This window comes from Cupriavidus sp. 05T41, from assembly GCF_056396525.1.
This window is the reverse complement of record NZ_JBFTLQ010000026.1, coordinates 25,877-42,326: the sequence shown is the minus strand read 5'-3', so window position 1 is coordinate 42,326 and position 16,450 is coordinate 25,877. Positions and strand designations below refer to the sequence as shown.

Annotated in this window: 17 protein-coding genes; 8 read left to right on the top strand and 9 right to left on the bottom strand. The window is 69.9% G+C overall.

The annotated features are described in order from the left end of the window. Positions 1-26: 26 nt before the first annotated feature. A complete protein-coding gene (locus tag AC1DKV_RS16880) occupies positions 27-2,177 on the top strand; it encodes a phosphocholine-specific phospholipase C (RefSeq protein WP_477137649.1) in 2,151 nt (716 codons plus the stop codon). Positions 2,178-2,219: 42 nt separating this feature from the next. Here the strand turns inward: AC1DKV_RS16880 and AC1DKV_RS16875 are convergent, their stop codons facing one another. Then, positions 2,220-2,852, bottom strand: coding sequence for a CDP-alcohol phosphatidyltransferase family protein (locus AC1DKV_RS16875; protein ID WP_477137648.1), 633 nt, complete (start codon positions 2,850-2,852; stop codon positions 2,220-2,222). A 102-nt stretch (positions 2,853-2,954) separates the two neighbouring features. Continuing rightward, entirely contained in the window at positions 2,955-3,578 is a 624-nt protein-coding gene (locus tag AC1DKV_RS16870) for an HAD family hydrolase (protein ID WP_441619008.1), read from the bottom strand. Positions 3,579-3,950: 372 nt separating this feature from the next. Here AC1DKV_RS16870 and AC1DKV_RS16865 point away from each other — a divergent pair, with 372 nt between their 5' ends. Further along, on the top strand, positions 3,951-5,810 hold the full coding sequence (locus AC1DKV_RS16865) for an ExeM/NucH family extracellular endonuclease (RefSeq protein ID WP_477137647.1): 1,860 nt from the start codon (positions 3,951-3,953) through the stop codon (positions 5,808-5,810). Here the strand turns inward: AC1DKV_RS16865 and AC1DKV_RS16860 are convergent. Continuing rightward, complete coding sequence (locus AC1DKV_RS16860; protein ID WP_477137646.1) at positions 5,807-6,274, bottom strand: DUF2127 domain-containing protein; 468 nt, start codon at positions 6,272-6,274, stop codon at positions 5,807-5,809. The genes AC1DKV_RS16865 and AC1DKV_RS16860 overlap by 4 nt on opposite strands. Before the next feature lie 203 nt (positions 6,275-6,477). Here AC1DKV_RS16860 and AC1DKV_RS16855 point away from each other — a divergent pair, with 203 nt between their 5' ends. Continuing rightward, entirely contained in the window at positions 6,478-6,690 is a 213-nt protein-coding gene (locus AC1DKV_RS16855) for a DUF3820 family protein (RefSeq protein ID WP_441619002.1), read from the top strand. Between the two features lie 141 nt (positions 6,691-6,831). Further along, the gene (locus tag AC1DKV_RS16850) at positions 6,832-7,485 is read left to right on the top strand and encodes a GntR family transcriptional regulator (RefSeq protein ID WP_477137645.1); all 654 of its coding nucleotides are present in this window, start codon (positions 6,832-6,834) and stop codon (positions 7,483-7,485) included. A gap of 1 nt (position 7,486) precedes the next feature. Here the strand turns inward: AC1DKV_RS16850 and AC1DKV_RS16845 are convergent, their stop codons facing one another. From AC1DKV_RS16845 to AC1DKV_RS16835, 3 genes are all read right to left on the bottom strand, one after another. After that, positions 7,487-8,821, bottom strand: coding sequence for an MFS transporter (locus AC1DKV_RS16845; RefSeq protein ID WP_441618998.1), 1,335 nt, complete (start codon positions 8,819-8,821; stop codon positions 7,487-7,489). Beyond that, positions 8,818-9,555, bottom strand: a complete 738-nt coding sequence (locus tag AC1DKV_RS16840; RefSeq protein ID WP_441618996.1) for a hypothetical protein — start codon at positions 9,553-9,555, stop codon at positions 8,818-8,820. Before AC1DKV_RS16840 ends, AC1DKV_RS16845 begins: the two co-directional genes overlap by 4 nt. A gap of 153 nt (positions 9,556-9,708) precedes the next feature. Continuing rightward, positions 9,709-10,620 carry a LysR family transcriptional regulator gene (locus tag AC1DKV_RS16835; protein WP_441618995.1) on the bottom strand — a complete coding sequence of 304 codons (912 nt, stop codon included), beginning with the start codon at positions 10,618-10,620 and terminating at the stop codon, positions 9,709-9,711. A gap of 404 nt (positions 10,621-11,024) precedes the next feature. On the opposite strand from AC1DKV_RS16835, the gene AC1DKV_RS16830 reads away from it, so the two are divergent. The 4 genes from AC1DKV_RS16830 (at position 11,025) to AC1DKV_RS16815 (ending at position 14,457) form a co-directional block, all read left to right on the top strand. Then, positions 11,025-11,498, top strand: coding sequence for a Spy/CpxP family protein refolding chaperone (locus tag AC1DKV_RS16830; protein WP_477137644.1), 474 nt, complete (start codon positions 11,025-11,027; stop codon positions 11,496-11,498). A 47-nt stretch (positions 11,499-11,545) separates the two neighbouring features. After that, on the top strand, positions 11,546-12,262 hold the full coding sequence (locus AC1DKV_RS16825) for a response regulator transcription factor (protein WP_477137707.1): 717 nt from the start codon (positions 11,546-11,548) through the stop codon (positions 12,260-12,262). Beyond that, positions 12,259-13,611 carry a HAMP domain-containing sensor histidine kinase gene (locus AC1DKV_RS16820; protein WP_477137643.1) on the top strand — a complete coding sequence of 451 codons (1,353 nt, stop codon included), beginning with the start codon at positions 12,259-12,261 and terminating at the stop codon, positions 13,609-13,611. Before AC1DKV_RS16825 ends, AC1DKV_RS16820 begins: the two co-directional genes overlap by 4 nt. A 243-nt stretch (positions 13,612-13,854) precedes the next feature. Then, entirely contained in the window at positions 13,855-14,457 is a 603-nt protein-coding gene (locus AC1DKV_RS16815; protein ID WP_441619270.1) for a class I SAM-dependent methyltransferase, read from the top strand. Positions 14,458-14,486: 29 nt separating this feature from the next. Here AC1DKV_RS16815 and AC1DKV_RS16810 read toward each other — a convergent pair whose 3' ends face one another. The 3 genes from AC1DKV_RS16810 to AC1DKV_RS16800 all read right to left on the bottom strand — a co-directional run bounded on the left by AC1DKV_RS16810 (position 14,487) and on the right by AC1DKV_RS16800 (position 16,248). Continuing rightward, on the bottom strand, positions 14,487-15,329 hold the full coding sequence (locus AC1DKV_RS16810; protein ID WP_441618987.1) for an NAD-dependent protein deacetylase: 843 nt from the start codon (positions 15,327-15,329) through the stop codon (positions 14,487-14,489). Positions 15,330-15,369: 40 nt separating this feature from the next. After that, positions 15,370-15,633, bottom strand: a complete 264-nt coding sequence (locus AC1DKV_RS16805) for an oxidoreductase-like domain-containing protein (RefSeq protein ID WP_441618986.1) — start codon at positions 15,631-15,633, stop codon at positions 15,370-15,372. A 69-nt stretch (positions 15,634-15,702) separates the two neighbouring features. Continuing rightward, positions 15,703-16,248: an SRPBCC family protein gene (locus tag AC1DKV_RS16800; RefSeq protein ID WP_477137706.1), complete on the bottom strand. Its 546-nt coding sequence runs from the start codon at positions 16,246-16,248 to the stop codon at positions 15,703-15,705. Positions 16,249-16,450 lie beyond the last annotated feature (202 nt).

The window sequence follows — 16,450 nt, the reverse complement described above, 5'->3', positions numbered from 1 at the left end:
CGCACCCGCTACCAATGCCCCCCCCAATGCCAGACCGACGCCAATTCCTGCGCTCGGCGGCCGGTACCCTTGCCGGCGCCAGCGCGMTGTCCCTGCTGCCCCCCGCCATCCGCCGCGCCCTCGCCATCCCGGCCAGCAGCCCCACCGGCACGCTGCAGGACGTGGAGCACATCGTGGTGCTGATGCAGGAGAACCGCGCGTTCGACCACTATTTCGGCGCGATGCAAGGCGTGCGCGGCTTCGCCGACCGCTTCCCGGTGCCGGTGGCCAACGGCAAGACCGTCTGGTACCAGCGCGACGAGACCGACCCCGCCGCGCCCGCCACGCTGGCCCCGTTCCACCTGGACACTGAGCAGGTGTTCGAGCTGATGCGCGTCGCCGGCACGCCGCATACCTGGTCCAACACGCAGGACGCCTGGGGCGAAGGCCGCATGCAGCAGTGGCCCACGTTCAAGAAGCGGCACGCGATGGGCTACTTCAGCGACGCCGACCTGCCCTTCCAGTACGCGCTGGCCAATGCCTTTACGGTGGCCGACGCCTACCACGCGTCCTTCCTCGGCGGCACCAACACCAACCGCTGCTTCCTGTGGAGCGGCACCAACGGCCCGGACGGCAAGGGCCACGGCCCCGCCATCGACAATACCTACAACAAGCTCGGCGGCGGCAAGCCMGACGGCGGCTATGCCTGGACCACCTATCSCGAGCGGCTGGAAGCCGCCGGCATCAGCTGGCGGATCTACCAGGACATGGCCGACAACTATTCGCTCAACGCCAACGCAGGGTTCCGGGCCTACCGCGACGCCTACCACGGCCTGCCAGGCGCGCAACCRGCGCTCAGGGACAAGGCGCTCKGYACGCGCAGCCTGGACCAGTTGCGCCAGGATGTGCTGGACGGCAAGTTGCCGCAGGTCACATGGATCTGTCCCACGCGGGCGGGCTCCGAACACCCTTCCCCATCCAGCCCGGCGCAGGGCGCGGCCTATGTCTCGGCCGTGCTGGATGCGCTCACGGCCGACCCCGCGGTGTGGAGCAAGACCGTGCTGCTGCTGATGTACGACGAGAACGACGGCTTCTTCGACCATATGCCGCCGCCGGCCGTGCCGTCCTGCCTGGCCTGGGACGCCGATCCCGCCAAGGCCGCCTATGCCGGCGCCTCCACGGCCGATACCGGCGGCGAGTACCACCACCTCGTCACKGGCGTGGCGGCGGACGACTTCCCGCGCCTGCGGCACCGCCCCTATGGACTGAGCATGCGCGTGCCGATGATCGCCATCTCGCCGTGGAGCAAGGGCGGCTGGGTCAACTCCGAGGTGTTCGACCACACCTCGGTGATCCGCTTTATCGAGGCCCGCTTCGGCGTGCGCGAGCCGAACATCTCGCCTTGGCGGCGAGCGGTCTGCGGGGACCTGACCTCGCTGTTCGATTTCGCCAGGCCGAACCACGCGCAAGCGCTGCCCGCGCTGCCCGCCACCGCCGCGCTGGCCGCGCGCGCGCGGGCGCTGCCGGGCACGCGTACCCCGGCGATTCCGCTGCTGCCCGAACTGCCCGCGCAGGCAAGCGGCACGCGCCCCTCGCGCGCGCTGCCCTACGAGTTGCTCGCCCAGGCCGCGGCAGATCCTGCCGGCGCCTCGCTGMRGATCGATTTCATCAACACGGGGCATGCGGGCGCGGTGTTCCACGTCTACGACCGCCTGCACCTGGAACGCGTGCCGCGCCGCTATACGGTGGAAGCCGGCAAGCGGCTGGCGGGCACCTGGGACACGGGCGCCGACGCAGGGCGCTACGACCTCTGGGTGCTCGGGCCCAATGGCTGGCACCGGCATTTCACCGGCACGCAGGCGCCGGCCGGCGCGGAAATCGAACTGGGTTACGACATCGCCGCGCGCGGCGTGCGCCTTGGCTTGCGCAACGACAGCGCGCAGCCGCGCACCTTCACGGTGACCGCCAACGCCTACCAGCCAGACACGCGCCGCGTCKAGGTGCCCGCGCGCAGCCGGCGCGAACTGGCCTGGCCCGCMCGGGCGTCGGGAGGCTGGTATGACTTCACGGTGTCGGCGGCGGACCTGCCGGGCTTCGCGCGGCGCTGCGCGGGGCGGCTGGAAACCGGCCAGCCCTCGGTCAGCGACCCGGCCATGGGCGGCCGGGCCATCGGCGAGCAGTGGCGCCCGCCTGTGTGAAAAACCTGCCCGGCCCTGCAATTCCTGCGGCCGCGCCGCAGCCTAGAGCTTCGGAATGCGCAGGGTCTTGCTGATCATCAGCGAGCCGGACAGCACGAACAGCAAGGCCAGCGGGTGCAGGTCCGCCGGCCCCAGGCGCCAGACACCGCCGAACAGCGCGTCGCCCAGCCGCCCCTGCCACGCGCACAGGGCCAGCACGCCGGTCAGCAGCACACTGGTGGGGATCGGCGTGCCCTCGAAATACGCCACCTTGTCGGCGCCMTCGGACAAGGTCTCCGCGGTCACGTTGAAGCGCGCCAGGCGACTCACGCCGCAGCACACGAAGTAGATCAGCGCAGCCATGTCCCAGCCGCCGCGCATGCCTGCGGCGAACGCCAGCGTGGCCGGGCCGACGCCGAAGGAAATGATGTCCGCCAGCGAATCCAGCTCGCGCCCCAGGGCCGAGTGCTGGTGCCGCCAGCGCGCAATGCGCCCGTCGAGCACGTCGAAGACAAAGGCCGCCGGGGCAAGCGCCGCGGCCGCATAGAAATGATCGGGCGAGCGCGTGGCCACGTAGAACATGGCGAAGAAGACCGATGCCATGCCGCAGGCCGCATTGCCCAGCGTGAACAGGTCCGCGAGCTGCATTTCGCGGATCATGGAGAAATGCTTGGGGCGTTCCGTTGTCGATGCCATGTCGGCGGTCTCCTGGCTCCATTGGCGCATGTGGATGAATCGCTGCCTGCAAGAAGCGAACCACGCGCAGGTAGCGACGAGGAAGCGAACGCCCGTGCCGCGCTAGAAGCGCAGGCCCGCCGCCCGCAAGGCTCGCCCGGTCTCGCCTGCGCTCACATGATGCACGGTCTGCCAGCCCAGGGCGGCCGCGGCGGCCACATTGGCCGCATTGTCGTCGATGAACAGCATCTCCTGCGGCGCAATGCCCGGCAAGTGCGTGCCGATGCGCGCATGCATGAGCCGGTAGATGGCCGGGTCGGGCTTGGCCACGCCGACCTCGCCGGATACCAGGATATCGCGGAACACATCCAGGAAATCGCCCATGCGCCGCGCATGCGGGTAGGTTTCGCTGGACCAGTTGGTCAGGCCGAACAGCGGCACCTGTGCCGCATGCAGGCGGCGCAGCAGATCCACGCCATCGCCCAGCACGCCGCGCAGCATCTGCGGCCAGCGGCCGTAGAACGCACGGATCAGGCTGGCCTGCGCGGGATGCTCGGCCACCAGTTGCTCGGTGGCCTCTTGCAGCGGACGGCCGGCGTCCTGGCGGATATTCCAGGCGGGCGAGCAGACTTCGGACAGGAAGCTGGCACGCTGCGCCGCATCGGGAATCAGCTCGCGATAGAGGTACTCGGGGCTCCAGTCGAACAGGACACCACCAAAATCGAACACGACGGCACTGACGGTCACGGGATCTCGCAAATTGGGTGCTTGGGCGGCGGACAGACGGCATTTTCGCAGAGTCCGCAGCCGCGCAGGCGCCTGCCATGCCGCCACTATGAGATTTCTCGCAACGCGAGGCCAGGCCGGGCCACCTACGCTTGCGGCTGTTGCCATCGCTGCTCCGGGCCGCGCGGGCATTCCGGGCATGCCGCTCATATGGCGCCCACCAACCCAGCCGATACCATGCGTCTGAAGCCATCCAGGTCCTCCCGCCCCCTCTGCGTCTTCCCTTCCCTCACCGTCTACCGCCCGGCGCCTGCCTGCCTCGCATGGCTCTGCCTGCTGTTGCCCCCGGCCGCCCCGCCGGCCCATGCCGCGGCGCGCGCCGCTCAGTGCGGCATGGCCGCCACGCCGATCGCGGAATTGCGCGCCGCGGGCGCGCCATCCATCGGCCRCAGGGTCGTGCTGGAAGCCGTGGTCACGGCCGACTACACGGGCGCCGACGGCTTCGCCGGCTTTTTCGTGCAGCAGGCCGATGCCCGGCGCCAGCACCGCCCCGGCATCTCGGAGGGCATGTTMGTCTATGCGCCGCGCGCCGGCATGCGCGCCGGCGACCTGGTGCGCCTGAACGGCACCGTGGAAGATCGCTCCGGCCAGATGCAGCTGAGGCTGTCCGGCACCGCCACGGTGTGCGCGCGCGGCCTGGCGGTGACGCCGGCGGTCGTCACGCTGCCCGTGGAACATGCGGGCGCGCTGGCCGCCCATGAAAGCATGCTGGTCCGCCTGCCGCAGACGCTGACCGTCAGCGACACCTACGAACTGGGCCGTTACGGCAGCGTGGCGCTGAGCTACKGGCGCCTGCAGATTCCCACCAACGTAGCCTTGCCTGGCGCCGGCGCCAGGGCGCAGGCCGCCGCCAATGCCCTGAACCGGCTGACGCTGGACGACGGCTCGAGCCGGCAGAACCCGGCCACGGTGATGCACCCCGCGCCCGGCCTGAGCGCCGCCAATACCCTGCGCGCCGGCGATAGCGTGGCCGGCGTGCAGGGCGTGCTGGAAATGCGCTTCGGCGGCTGGCGCGTGCAGCCCGTGCCCGCGGCGCCGCCGCCGCGTTTCCTGCCTGCCAACCCGCGGGCCGGCGCACCGCTGCGCGCCGCCGGCAGCGACCTGCGCGTGGCGGCCTTCAATCTGCAGAACTACTTCAACGGCGACGGCAAGGGCGGCGGCTTCGATGATCCCGCCAACCGGGGTGCCCGCACGCCGGCGGAGTTCGCGCGCCAGGAAGCCAAGCTGCTGGCCGCGCTGCGCGGCCTGGATGCCGACGTGATCGGCCTGGTCGAAATCKAGAACAACGGCTACGACGAGACCAGCGCCATCCGCCGGCTGGCGGCCATGCTGGGGCCCGAATGGCGTTTCGTCGATCCGGGCGGGGTCAGCCTCGGCGGCGACGCCATCGCGGTCGGCCTGCTCTACAACAGCCGCACGGTGCAGGTCGCGGGCATGCCGGCCACGCTCTGGTTCGGCGAGAGGAACCGGCAACCGCTGGCCGCCACATTCCGCCTGCATGCGCAGGCCCGCCAGCTCACGGTGGTGGTGAACCATTTCAAGTCCAAGCGCTGCACCGACGCGCGCGGCGCCGACGCGGACCAGGACGATGGACAGGCCTGCTGGAACACCACCCGCGTCGCCGCGGCCATGCGCCTGGCCAACTGGCTCGCCACCGCGCCCACCGCCGTGGCCGACCACGGCAAGCTGCTGATCGGCGATCTCAACAGCTATGCGCGCGAGGACCCCATCCGGATGCTGGCACAGCGCGGCTATGCCGACATGATCGCGCGCTTCGCGTCCGGCCCGGCCTACAGCTTCGTGTTCGGCGGCGAGGCCGGCTACCTCGACCATGCCCTCGCCGACGACGCGGCGGCCAGCCGCATCCGTGCCGTCCATCACTGGCATGTCAATGCCGACGAGCCCGTCGCGCTGGCCTATCCGCTGGCCAGCAAGAGCACGGCACAGCAGCAGGCCTTCTACGCGGCCGATGCCTATCGCTCGTCCGATCACGATCCGGTGCTGGTCGACCTGGCGATGCGTGGCGACGCCACCTTGCCGGGCGGCGTGGAGCCCGCGGGGGAGAGCGGCGAAACCGGCACGCCGGCAGGCGGATCCGCCCGGCCCGCCGACGGCGGTGGCGGCGGCGGCGCCATGGAGCATTGGCTGGCCATGGCGCTGGCAGGCGCGGCTTGGCTCGCCAGGCGCCGCTAGCGCGCGCCCGCCGGCTCGCGCCTGATGCCAACGGCCAGGTAGGCCACGATCAGCGCGTTGGCAATGGCCAGGCCGATATGGATCGGCGACGGATGGGCGATCGCCTCGTACATCTCCACCGGGATATAGATCCCGCCGGACCACACCCCAAGCCAGCTTGCCCATACGCGCTGGTGCCACAGGCCGAAGGCCTCGGTGAAACGCATGGCGGCATACATCGCGGCCGAACCGCCGATCGCMCACAGGCGCGCATCGCTGGGATGGTCCATCAGCGACAGGAAGATGGTCGGATAGCGGCTGCCCGGATTCAGGTGCAGGCGCGCCACGATGGCCTCGGCCAGCGCCTGCGCGTCCCGGTGCAGGAGCGCAACCAGCCCCAGCCCGGCCAGGATCACCAGCGCCCCCTTGGCGGCTTCGAACAGGGCGATGCCCTTCAGCCCGGCGCCCGCAGCATGCTTTGCCATCGTTGACTGTCCATTTCTGATCCGGCTTGTCGAATCMGGCTTGTCGAATMCGGCTCGCCGGATCCTGCTMGTCGAGTGCCGCCTGCCGGACTTAAGGTGGGGATCGTACCCCGGCACGCCCGCCCGCGGCAATCCGGCCATCGGCATCCTGGCCTGCGCGCGCTGTTACCATCGCCCTGCCGCCGTCTTCCGATGCCMGTCCCATGAACCCCGAACTCCTGCCGCTCCTGCTTACCCGCACCATGCCCTATGGCAAGTACAAGGGCCGCGTGATCGCGGACCTGCCSGGCAACTACCTGAACTGGTTCGCGCGCGARGGCTTCCCCACCGGCGAGATCGGCCAGTTGCTCGCGCTGATGCACGAACTGGACCACAACGGCCTCACGGGATTGCTGGACCCGCTGCGCGGGCGCTAGGCCCGCGCCGGGGCCGCMGCCGATTGGTAGTACGATTACGCCCTTGCCAAACACCGAAATACAGCAGGGGGAAGCGTTTTGCCATCAGTGGATCGCCGCAGCGCCGGCGCGTCGCGCTCGCCGCGCGCCCGGACCGAGACCTTGTCAGAGAACGAACGGGCCTACAGCGGCCTGCGCGAACGGCTGACCACGCTGGTCTACCGCCCCGGCGAGCATCTCAATATTTCCACACTGGTGGAAGATCTGGATATCGGCCGCACCCCCATCAACCAGGCGCTGCACCGGCTGGCCAACGAAGGCCTGGTGCAGATCCTGCCACGCAAGGGCGTGGTGGTGGCGCCGCTTTCCATCGACGACGCGCTGCACCTGATCGACGTTCGCATGGCCAACGAAACCCTGTGCGCGCGGCTGGCCGCCGAGCGCATCACCGCTGACGGATTGCTCGTGCTGGAGGGCATCTTGCGCGAGCTCGACGAAGCCGTGGCGCGGCGCKACCTGCCGCTGGTCACCAACCTGGACCGCCTGTTCCATGAGGAAGTGGCGCACCGCTCTGGCAACCCCATCCTGATCGAGATCCTGAAAGTGCTGCACGCGCGTTCGCAACGCTTCTGGGCCATCTCMCTGTCCTCCGAGGGGCACCTGGGCGAGGTCGGCGAAGAGCATCGCGCCATCCTGCAAGCGCTGCGCGACGGCGACGGCGCGGCGGCGGCCAGCGCGGTGGCKGCACATGTGCTGTCGTTCCGCCAGGCGCTGCTGCAGGGCCGCCGCGAGCCGGTCTTCGCCATGGGCAGCTAGGCTAGCCCTCCAGCGGCTTGCGCGCCGTCTCGCGTGCCACCAGCAGGGCTGCCAGCGTGACGGCCAGCGCAAGGCAGACATAGAGCGAGATCGCGATCGTCGAGCCATACGACTTGTACAGGCTGGCGATGATCAGCGGCGCAAAGCCGCCACCGAGGATGCCCGCCAGCGTGTAGGCCAGCGACGACCCGGCGTAGCGCACCCGCGTGGGAAACTGCTCCGTCACAAAGGCCGCCTGCGGGCCGTACATCATGGCGTGGATGACCAGGCCGACCACCACCGCCGCGCAGATCTGCAAGGGCTGCGCGCTGTCCATCAGCCGGAAGAACACAAAGGCCCACACCGCCGCCAGCAAGGCCCCGGCGATATACACCGGGCGCCGGCCAAGCCGGTCGGACAGGCTGCCGAACAGCGGCACCGCGATCGCATTGCAGGCCGCGCCGATCATGGTGGCGGTCAGCGCCAGCGGGCGCGACAGGTGCAGCACGCTGGTCACGTAGGTCAGCGTGAACACCACCACCAGCGCATAGAGCACGTCGGAGCCGATGCGCGCGCCGCCGGCCACCAACAGGCGCCGCCAGTGGTCGACGAATACCTCCTTGATCGGCGTCTTCGCGGTGCTCTTGCGCGCTTCCATCTCCTTGAACAGCGGCGTTTCTTCCACGCCGCGGCGCAGCCACAGCCCGAACACGACCAGCAGCACGCTGGACAGGAAGGGAATGCGCCAGCCCCACGCCTGGAAGTCTTCCGGGCTCAGCCAGAGCGAAACCAGCGCGATGAAGCCGGTGCCCAGCAACGTGCCGCACGACGGCCCGACCTGCGTGAACGAGGCATTGCGCCCGCGCTGGTGCTGCGCGCCGTGCTCCATCGACAGCAGCACCGCGCCGGCCCATTCGCCGCCGATGGCCGCGCCCTGCACGAAGCGCAGGGCCACCAGCAGCAGCGGGCTCCAGATGCCCAGCGACTGGTAGGTCGGCAGCACGCCCATCAGGCCCGTGGCCACGCCCATCAAGATCAGCGTGGCAACCAGCACGAAGCGGCGCCCGAGCTTGTCGCCCAGGTGGCCGAACAGCACGCCKCCGAGCGGGCGCGAGACATAGCCCACGGCATACGTGGAGAAGGCCAGGATGGTGCCAGTGAGCGGATCGAACGACGGAAAGAAGATTGCGTTGAAGACCAGCGCGGCCATCAGGTTGTAGACGGTGAAGTCATACCATTCCAGGGTGGTTCCGATCGTGCTGGCCGCGGCCAGGCGGCCCATGCCGGGCTTGCCGGCGGTGGCCTGGGCCGCGGCCGGCGCTTGCGTGACGGGGATGGTGTCGGCGCTCTGCATCATGCCACCTCCTGCGCGAAGAGCTTCCACCTGAGCACGTAGCGCGCGGCATTGGCGGCGGGCACGCCCAGCTGCTGCGCCGCGTCGTGCAGGGCGGCCGCGCCGGCGGCTTCGCTGCTGCTCTCGATCACGAGAATGGGGAGCAGTTGCCGGTCTTCCACGCTCTCGCGCGGCAAGGGCTGGCTCAGCGCGGCGTCGGGCATCAGCAGGTAGGACTGTACGAAGCCGGGCCGCGCAGAGAGCTCGCCGCCCACCTCGGCCGCCTGGTCGACCAGCGCCAGCGGGTCTTCGGGATGCGCCAGCGGCAGCACGGCGAGCCAGCTGCCGCTGCCCTGCCCCACCGCGGCGGTGACCTCGCTTACGCGGCGCATGGGCTGGCGCATGCGCCCGAGGTTGGCGACCGACCACGGCGTCTGGCGCCTGAATGCCGCCTTGTACGCTTCGGACGTGAAGGCCGCCAGCGACTCGGTGCGGTACAGGCCGAGATATTTCGGGCCACCCTGGACGGCCTCGTAGCGCGCGGCAGAGATGAATCCCTCGATGCGGGCACGCTCCTCGACGTGCTCGCGGTCATACCACTGGTTGAAATCGGCCTCGTCGGCCGCATCCACGTTGGCGGCGACAAACAGCATGCCCTGCGGCGCCATGCCCGTCGGGCCCTGGCTCGCAGACTTGTCGCTCATCTCGTGCATCTGGTGCATCTCGCTCATCTCGCTGATCTCGCTGATCTCGCTCATTCCACTCTCCGTCTGCCCGCGCTGCTTGCGGGCGGTGAGAKGATGATCGGCGCCAGCGGCCCGCGCGACAAACGGGTTTTTCTTCGCATTTCCGATCAGTTTTTCTGTTCGACCCCGCCACGCACGCGCACCAGCACGGCGCGCGCCGCGGCCTCATGCCGGCGAAAATGGTGCAGGCAGCGAGAGCACGTAGCGGTCCGATTCGCGGCAGGCCAGCTCCGCCACCAGGCGGATTGCCTCCGACGCCGCGTGGTCGAGATGGCTGACCACCAGCCGCTGGTGCGGCAACGGCACATCGCAGGGGATCACGCGCAGTTCGCCGCGCTCCACTTCCTCGCGCACCGGCGCCAGCGGCATCAGCGCATTGCCGAAACCGCCCTTGACCAGCCGCACGATGGCCGCGATGGAGCTGACGCAATGCACCTTGCCCACCGGCAGCCCGGCCTTGCGGTACAACTCCTTGAGCGCCACGTGCGGCTGCGAGCCGGGGCTCATGGTGATGGTCGGGTGCTGCAGCAGCGCGCTCAGCCTGCCTTCGTCCGGCAGTGCGGGGCCGGGCGGGCCCACCCAGCCGATCGCCATCGGCAGGCATGGCGTGCTGGTGATGCCCTCGCCCACCGCCGGATCGGTCTGCAAGGCGATATCGATGCCGCCCGCGCGCAAGGTGTTGTGCAGGCCTTGCGTGGTTTCCGAGGTGAGCTGCACCTCGATGCCCGGATAGTGCGTCTGCAAGTGGCGCAGGAAATCGACCAGCCAGGTGTGCACCACGCTTTCGATGGCGCCGATGCGTACCAGCCCCAGCGGCGCATCGCCCGAGCGCCCCAGCACCATGATCTCCCGCTGCAACTCCAGCAGCCGCTCACCGTAGCCCAGCAGCCGCAGGCCGACCGGGGTGAGCCGCAGGTCGCGCGCCTCGCGCTCGAACACGCGCGCGCCGATCTCCTGCTCCAGCGAGGCAATGCGGTTGGACATGGCGGCCTGCGTGATGTGCAGCTTCTCGGCCGCCGCGCGAAAGCTGCCGAGCCTGGCCACCCACATGAAGGCTTCGATAAAGCGGGTATTCATGGCGCGCGGCTTCCTCCGCKGTCCGTGCGCCGGGCGAGCGCTGGCCGCGTCAATCCGGCCACCCGMCAGCAACGCCGGGTGCGGCCATTGGCATATTGCTCATTCAATGGATTCCTTCGCTTTCACTGAAATTTCACAGTTATTGCAGCACGGATTCTTATGCAAATTCCGCACCAGCGCTGTAGAGGGATTCCCTGAGCCCGGCCGCCGGGGCGGCTCCCTGGCTTGCGTGCATTCGCATGACGACAACGYATTGCTGATCTCCCGCTTCGCCCAAGAAGCAGCAACGTATCCCGCGGTGCCTGAAACAAAACGAAACAAAGCGAAACCGCGCCGACACCCGCGCATGCCGCGCGGGCGGCACCATGACAGCCATGTTCCACCCCTTCCCAAAGGAAACTGTCATGAGACCCTGGATCAAACGCACCCTGTTCGGCATGTTCGGCGCCGGCATCGCCCTGGGCGGCCTGAGCGCATGCGGCAGCTATCACCATGGCGGGCCCGGTGGCCGGATGAGCCCCGAGGAAKTGGCCCAGATGCGCGAGAAAATGATCGAGCGCGTCAGCAAGAAGCTGGACCTGAATGCCGAGCAGAAGCAGCGCCTTGCCGTGCTGGCCGACAAGCTCAGGGAGCAGCGCGCCGCGCTGACGGGCAATGCCGCCGATCCGCGCGCCGAGGTGCAGGCTCTGGTCGCCGGCGATAGGTTCGACCGCGCCCGCGCACAGACGCTGGTCAGCGAAAAGACCGCCGCCATCAACACAAAGAGCCCCGAGGTMATCGCCGCCATGGCAGACTTCTACGACAGCCTCAATGCCACCCAGCAGCAACAGGTGCGCGAGTTCCTGCAGAAGCGCCGCGGTGGCTGGCGCGGCCACTGAGGAGCACGGGGCATGAACTGGAACCCGACCGAGACCCCATGCCGGCCATGCCCCGCATCCTCCTGATTGACGACGACGAGCAGCTCGGCCCGCCGCTCGCCATCTACTTCGCCCGCTTCGAACTTCAGCTGGAGCAGGCCCTGCGGCCCAGCGACGGCCTCGCGCGCCTTGCGCGCGGCGGCTACGACGCCGCCATCCTGGACGTGATGCTGCCCGAGATGGATGGCTTTGCCTTGTGCCGCACCATCCGCCGGGACAGCGACATCCMGCTCGTCATGCTMACGGCGCGCGGCGAGGTCATGGACCGCGTGGTCGGCCTCGAGCTCGGCGCCGACGATTACCTGCCGAAGCCGTTCGAGCCACGCGAGCTGGTGGCACGCGTGCAGACCGTACTGCGCCGCCGCGGTGCAGCGCCTTCGCCCGACGCCGGCGCGCGGCTGCGATTCGAAGGCGGGCTCGAGATCGACCCGGCCACGCGCGGCGTGCGCTGCGGCGGCGAGGACGTGGTGCTGACCAGCACCGAGTTCGACCTGTTGCTGCTGCTGGCCCGCGAACCCGGCAAGGTCTTCKGCCGCGACGACATCCTCAACCACCTGCGCGGKCGCGACGCGKAGCTGTACACGCGCGCGGTGGACATCCTGGTCAGCCGCCTGCGCAAGAAGCTCGATCCGCCGGACTGCATCAAGACCTTGCGCAACGCAGGCTACTCCCTCGCCCTGCGCCCGCAAGGCGGATCTGCCGCCCACGCGGGGGCGCCGGCATGAGCGGACGCTGGCACCAGCGCGCGCGCCACGCCGTGCGGCACCGGCTGCACCTGCGGCTGGTGCTGTTGTTCCTGCTGCTGGCGCTTGCCACCACGGTGACCTTCGTCGGTGGCATGCAGAAGGCGTTCAGCACCGGGTGGCGCAGTGCCGCGCGGCCGCTGGTGGCGGACTACGTCGACCGCCTGGCGGCCGAGATCGGCAGCCCGCCGAGCGTGGAGCGCGCCCGCGCGATCAGCGCGCGCCTGCCGGTGAGCGTGCGTATCGCCGGCCCGCGGGTGAACTGGCAATCCGAGGACGCGCCCGCTTCCGGCTGGCGCTCCGGCGCGGCCATGCGCTGGCCGCGCCACGGGCCGGACGACGATGCGCCCCTGTTCTCCCGCACGACCGCGGACGGCCACCGCATCGATTTTGGCTTGAGCACCGCCACCTGGCAGAACCAGCCGCACCGCGCGGGGTGGATCACGCTGGCCGTGCTGCTCGGCCTGACTGCCCTGGCCTATCTGTACGTGCGCCACCTGCTGCGCCCGCTCGACGATATCCGCGCCGGCGCGCGGCGCTTCGGCGCGGGCGAGTTCGGCCAGCCCATTCCCATCCGCCGGCGCGACGAGCTGGGCGTGCTGGCGCACGACGTCAATACCATGGCGCGCGACATCCACCAGATGCTCGACGCCAAGCGCGCGCTGCTGCTGGCCATCAGCCACGAACTGCGCAGCCMGCTCACGCGCGCGCGGCTCAACACCGAGCTGTTGCCCGACACACCCGAGGTCCGGGCCCAGCGCGAAGCGCTGCTGCGCGACCTGGCCGGCATGCGCGACCTTGTCACCGACCTGCTGGAAAGCGAGCGGCTTGGCCAGGGCCACGGCGCCCTGCTGCTGGAGCCCACCGACCTGGCCGCGCTGGCCCGCGAGGTGGCGCTCGAAGTGACACAAGCCATGCKCGGTGACCGGCCCGCCGCCGGGCAGATCGCGCTGTCCATCGATGCCGGGCTGCCCGCCACGCTGGCGCTGGACCGTACCCGCATGCGCCTGCTGCTGCGCAACCTGCTCGACAATGCGCTGCGCCACAGCGCCGCCGCGCCCCGGCCGCCCGAACTGCACCTCGCCAGGGATGCGGGCGGCAGCATCGCCCTGCGCGTGCGCGACCATGGCCCGGGCGTGCCCGACGATCAGCTATCCCACCTGGCCGAGCCCTTCTATCGCCCGGACGCCGCCCGCGAACGCGCCACCGGCGGCATCGGCCTGGGCCTTTACCTGTGCAAGCTCGTGGCGCAGGCACATGGCGCGCGCTGGCAGGTACGCAATGCGCAACCGGGCCTGGAAATCGAGATCACGCTCCCGCCTTCGCCGTAATGGCCAGGCCGGACAGCGGMCCCCGCGCGTGCCATGTGGCGTGATATGTGGCGTGACATCCGGCGTGACATGCGTGTTGAAAGGCAGCGGCCGCGCGACGGGTGGGCGGCGCGCCGAACCGGATGTGCAGCGCGTGCGGACCCGGGAGTAATATGCATCCGGAAACCTGGACTCGACATGCGGCAGGCGAGCGCAGGACATGAGCGACCAGGTCGCCGCGGCCAACAGGAGCAYATCGTGAACATCGATACCGGCACCCTCCAGGCCTACAGCGCCGCCGCCGCAGACTACGCCAGGGACTGGCACGCGCAGCAAGCGCCCGCCGATCTCTACGCCGCGCTCCTGCGCGAGTTCACACCCGGGCCGAGCGCCGACATCGGCTGCGGCGCGGGCCGCGATACGGCCTGGCTGGCCGCCAACGGCTTCGAGCCMAGCGGCTTCGATCCGTGCGAGCCCTTGCTGGCCCAGGCACGCCAGCGCTATCCCACCTTGCCCTTCGAGCAGGCCGCCCTGCCCGAACTCGAGGGCGTGCCGCGCGGCTACTACCAGAACGTGCTGTGCGAGACCGTGATCATGCACCTGGAGCCGCGCATGGTCGCCAGCGCCACGCGGCACCTGCTCGATATCCTGCGCCCTGGCGGCACGCTCTACCTGAGCTGGCGCGTCACCGACCATGTCTCGCAGCGCGACCAGGCTGGCCGCTTCTTCGCCGCCTTCGACAAGGCGCTGGTGACCGAAGCGCTGGGCAGTGGCGATACCCTGCTGTTCGACCGGGAAGAAGTGAGCCAGTCCTCGGGCAAGCGGGTGCACCGGCTGATCGTGCGCAAGGCGCTGCCGCCGGCCTGACGCGTGCCCGGTGCCCGGCGCCCGGCGCCTCAGGGCAGCCCGAGCCGCCCGGTCAGGTCCGTCAGCGCGTCGGCGCAGGCGACATCCGCCTTCAACGCCAGCAGCGCGTCGGCCCGCGTCTGGCCAAGGTTGATGGCAGCCACGGGCTTGCCCAGCTTCTGCGCCGCCAGGCAGAAGCGGTAGCCCGAGAACACCGTCAGCGAGGAKCCGATCACCAGCAAGGCATCGGCCTGCCCCAGCGCTTGCATGGCGGCATCCACGCGCTCGCGCGGCACGGATTCGCCGAAGAACACCACATCGGGCTTGAGCACGCCGCCGCAGTGCCCGCAGGCGGGAATGCGCACGGCTTCGAAGCTGGCCAGCTCGAGGTGAGCGTCGCCGTCCGATGCCGGCAGGGCGCGCAAGCCGGCCAGCGCCGGGTTATCCGCTTCGAGCTGCGTTTGCAAGGCGGCGCGCGCGCGGCGTGTGCCGCATTGCAGGCAGATCACCGTGCCCACATGGCCGTGCAGCTCGATCACGCCGTGGCTGCCGGCACGCTGGTGCAGGCCGTCCACGTTCTGCGTGACAAGCTGGCGCAGGTAACCCGCCGCCTGCAGCCGCGCCAGCGCGAAGTGCGCGGCGTTGGGCTGTGCATTGGCCAGCACAGGCCAGCCCAGCATGCTGCGCGCCCAGTAGCGCTGGCGTACGGCGTGCGAGCGGAAAAAATCCTGCGCCTGCACCGGCGGCGTGCGCTGCCAGTTGCCCTGCGCATCGCGGTAGCCGGGGATGCCGGAATCGGTGCTGATGCCGGCCCCGGTCAGCACCAGCAGGCGCGGATGGCCTTGCACGAAATCATGGAGATCGGCCAGGACGGGCTGGTCGGTAGCGAGCACGGAGGCCTCCTGTGACGATACGGTGAAGCGACGCGGGACTTCAGAAGCTGGGACCGCCGGCGCCCGCGTCCGCCGTCTCGCCGGCCAGGGCCTGCCATGCTTTCAGCTCGGCGCGGTAGCGATCCATCGCCTCGGCATGCAGGTCGAAGATGCAGGGATCGCAGCCATTGCCGCAGCATTCATTGATGTCCGGCGTGACCGGGGCCACCGGCCGGGGCGGCAAGGCCGCCGCTGCCGGCTCCGGCGCGCTCGCCGTTTCTGTGTTGCGTCCTGCTGCGGACGCGGGGTTTTGTACCGACACCATCGACTCCGGTTGGATTGCCCTCCCAGTATACCGCCGGGCGGCAGTCTCGCCTGGTGCCGGGAACGCGGCTCAGTCCGCCGCGCCTGGCTTGCCGGCCTCCAGCACCGCGCGCAGGCGCGCCACCGCCGTCGCGGATTCCGCCTCGATGCGCGCGCGCAGCAGCAGCCGGTTGGTCAACATGAACAGCAGGTTGGGCGCGGCATAGCTGAATTCGCGCTGGAAGCGCGTGCCTTCCGGCACCGGCGCGAGCGTGTAGCGCACCGTACCCGCCTMACGCCCGTCGATGCTGCCCTCGATCATCCACGCGGCGGGTGGCTGGCGCTCCACCACCGTCCACACGACCTCTCCCCGCCGCCCGGCAACGAGAAAGGTTTCGGTCACATGCTCGCCAGGCAGCAGCGGATGATCTGCCGCGCCGGCCACCGCTAGCGATGAGGGATGCCAGTTCGGCCAGTTGGCGGGTGTCGAGACGTAGTCGAACACCACCGTGGCCGGACGCGCGATGGTGGCCGTGTTGACGATGCGCGTGACGTCGCGCAGCGGCACCGGCAACGGCACCAGCAGGATGCCGGCCACGCAGGCCAGGACCAGCAGCACGATAAGCAAGGCTCGCAGCCTTCGGAGTCGACGCGTTCCCATGATCCACGCAGTGAAAAAGCGGCCTGCCCCCGGCGGGCGGCCGCGTTGCTTCCAGTGTAGGCAGKTTTTGCGCCCTGTCCCGGCGGGCCGGCCCAATGCAAAACGCGGCAACCGCCTGGAGCGGTTGCCGCGTCGATGTGCCGCACACGGTATGCCGTATGCGGCCTGCTGCTGCCCG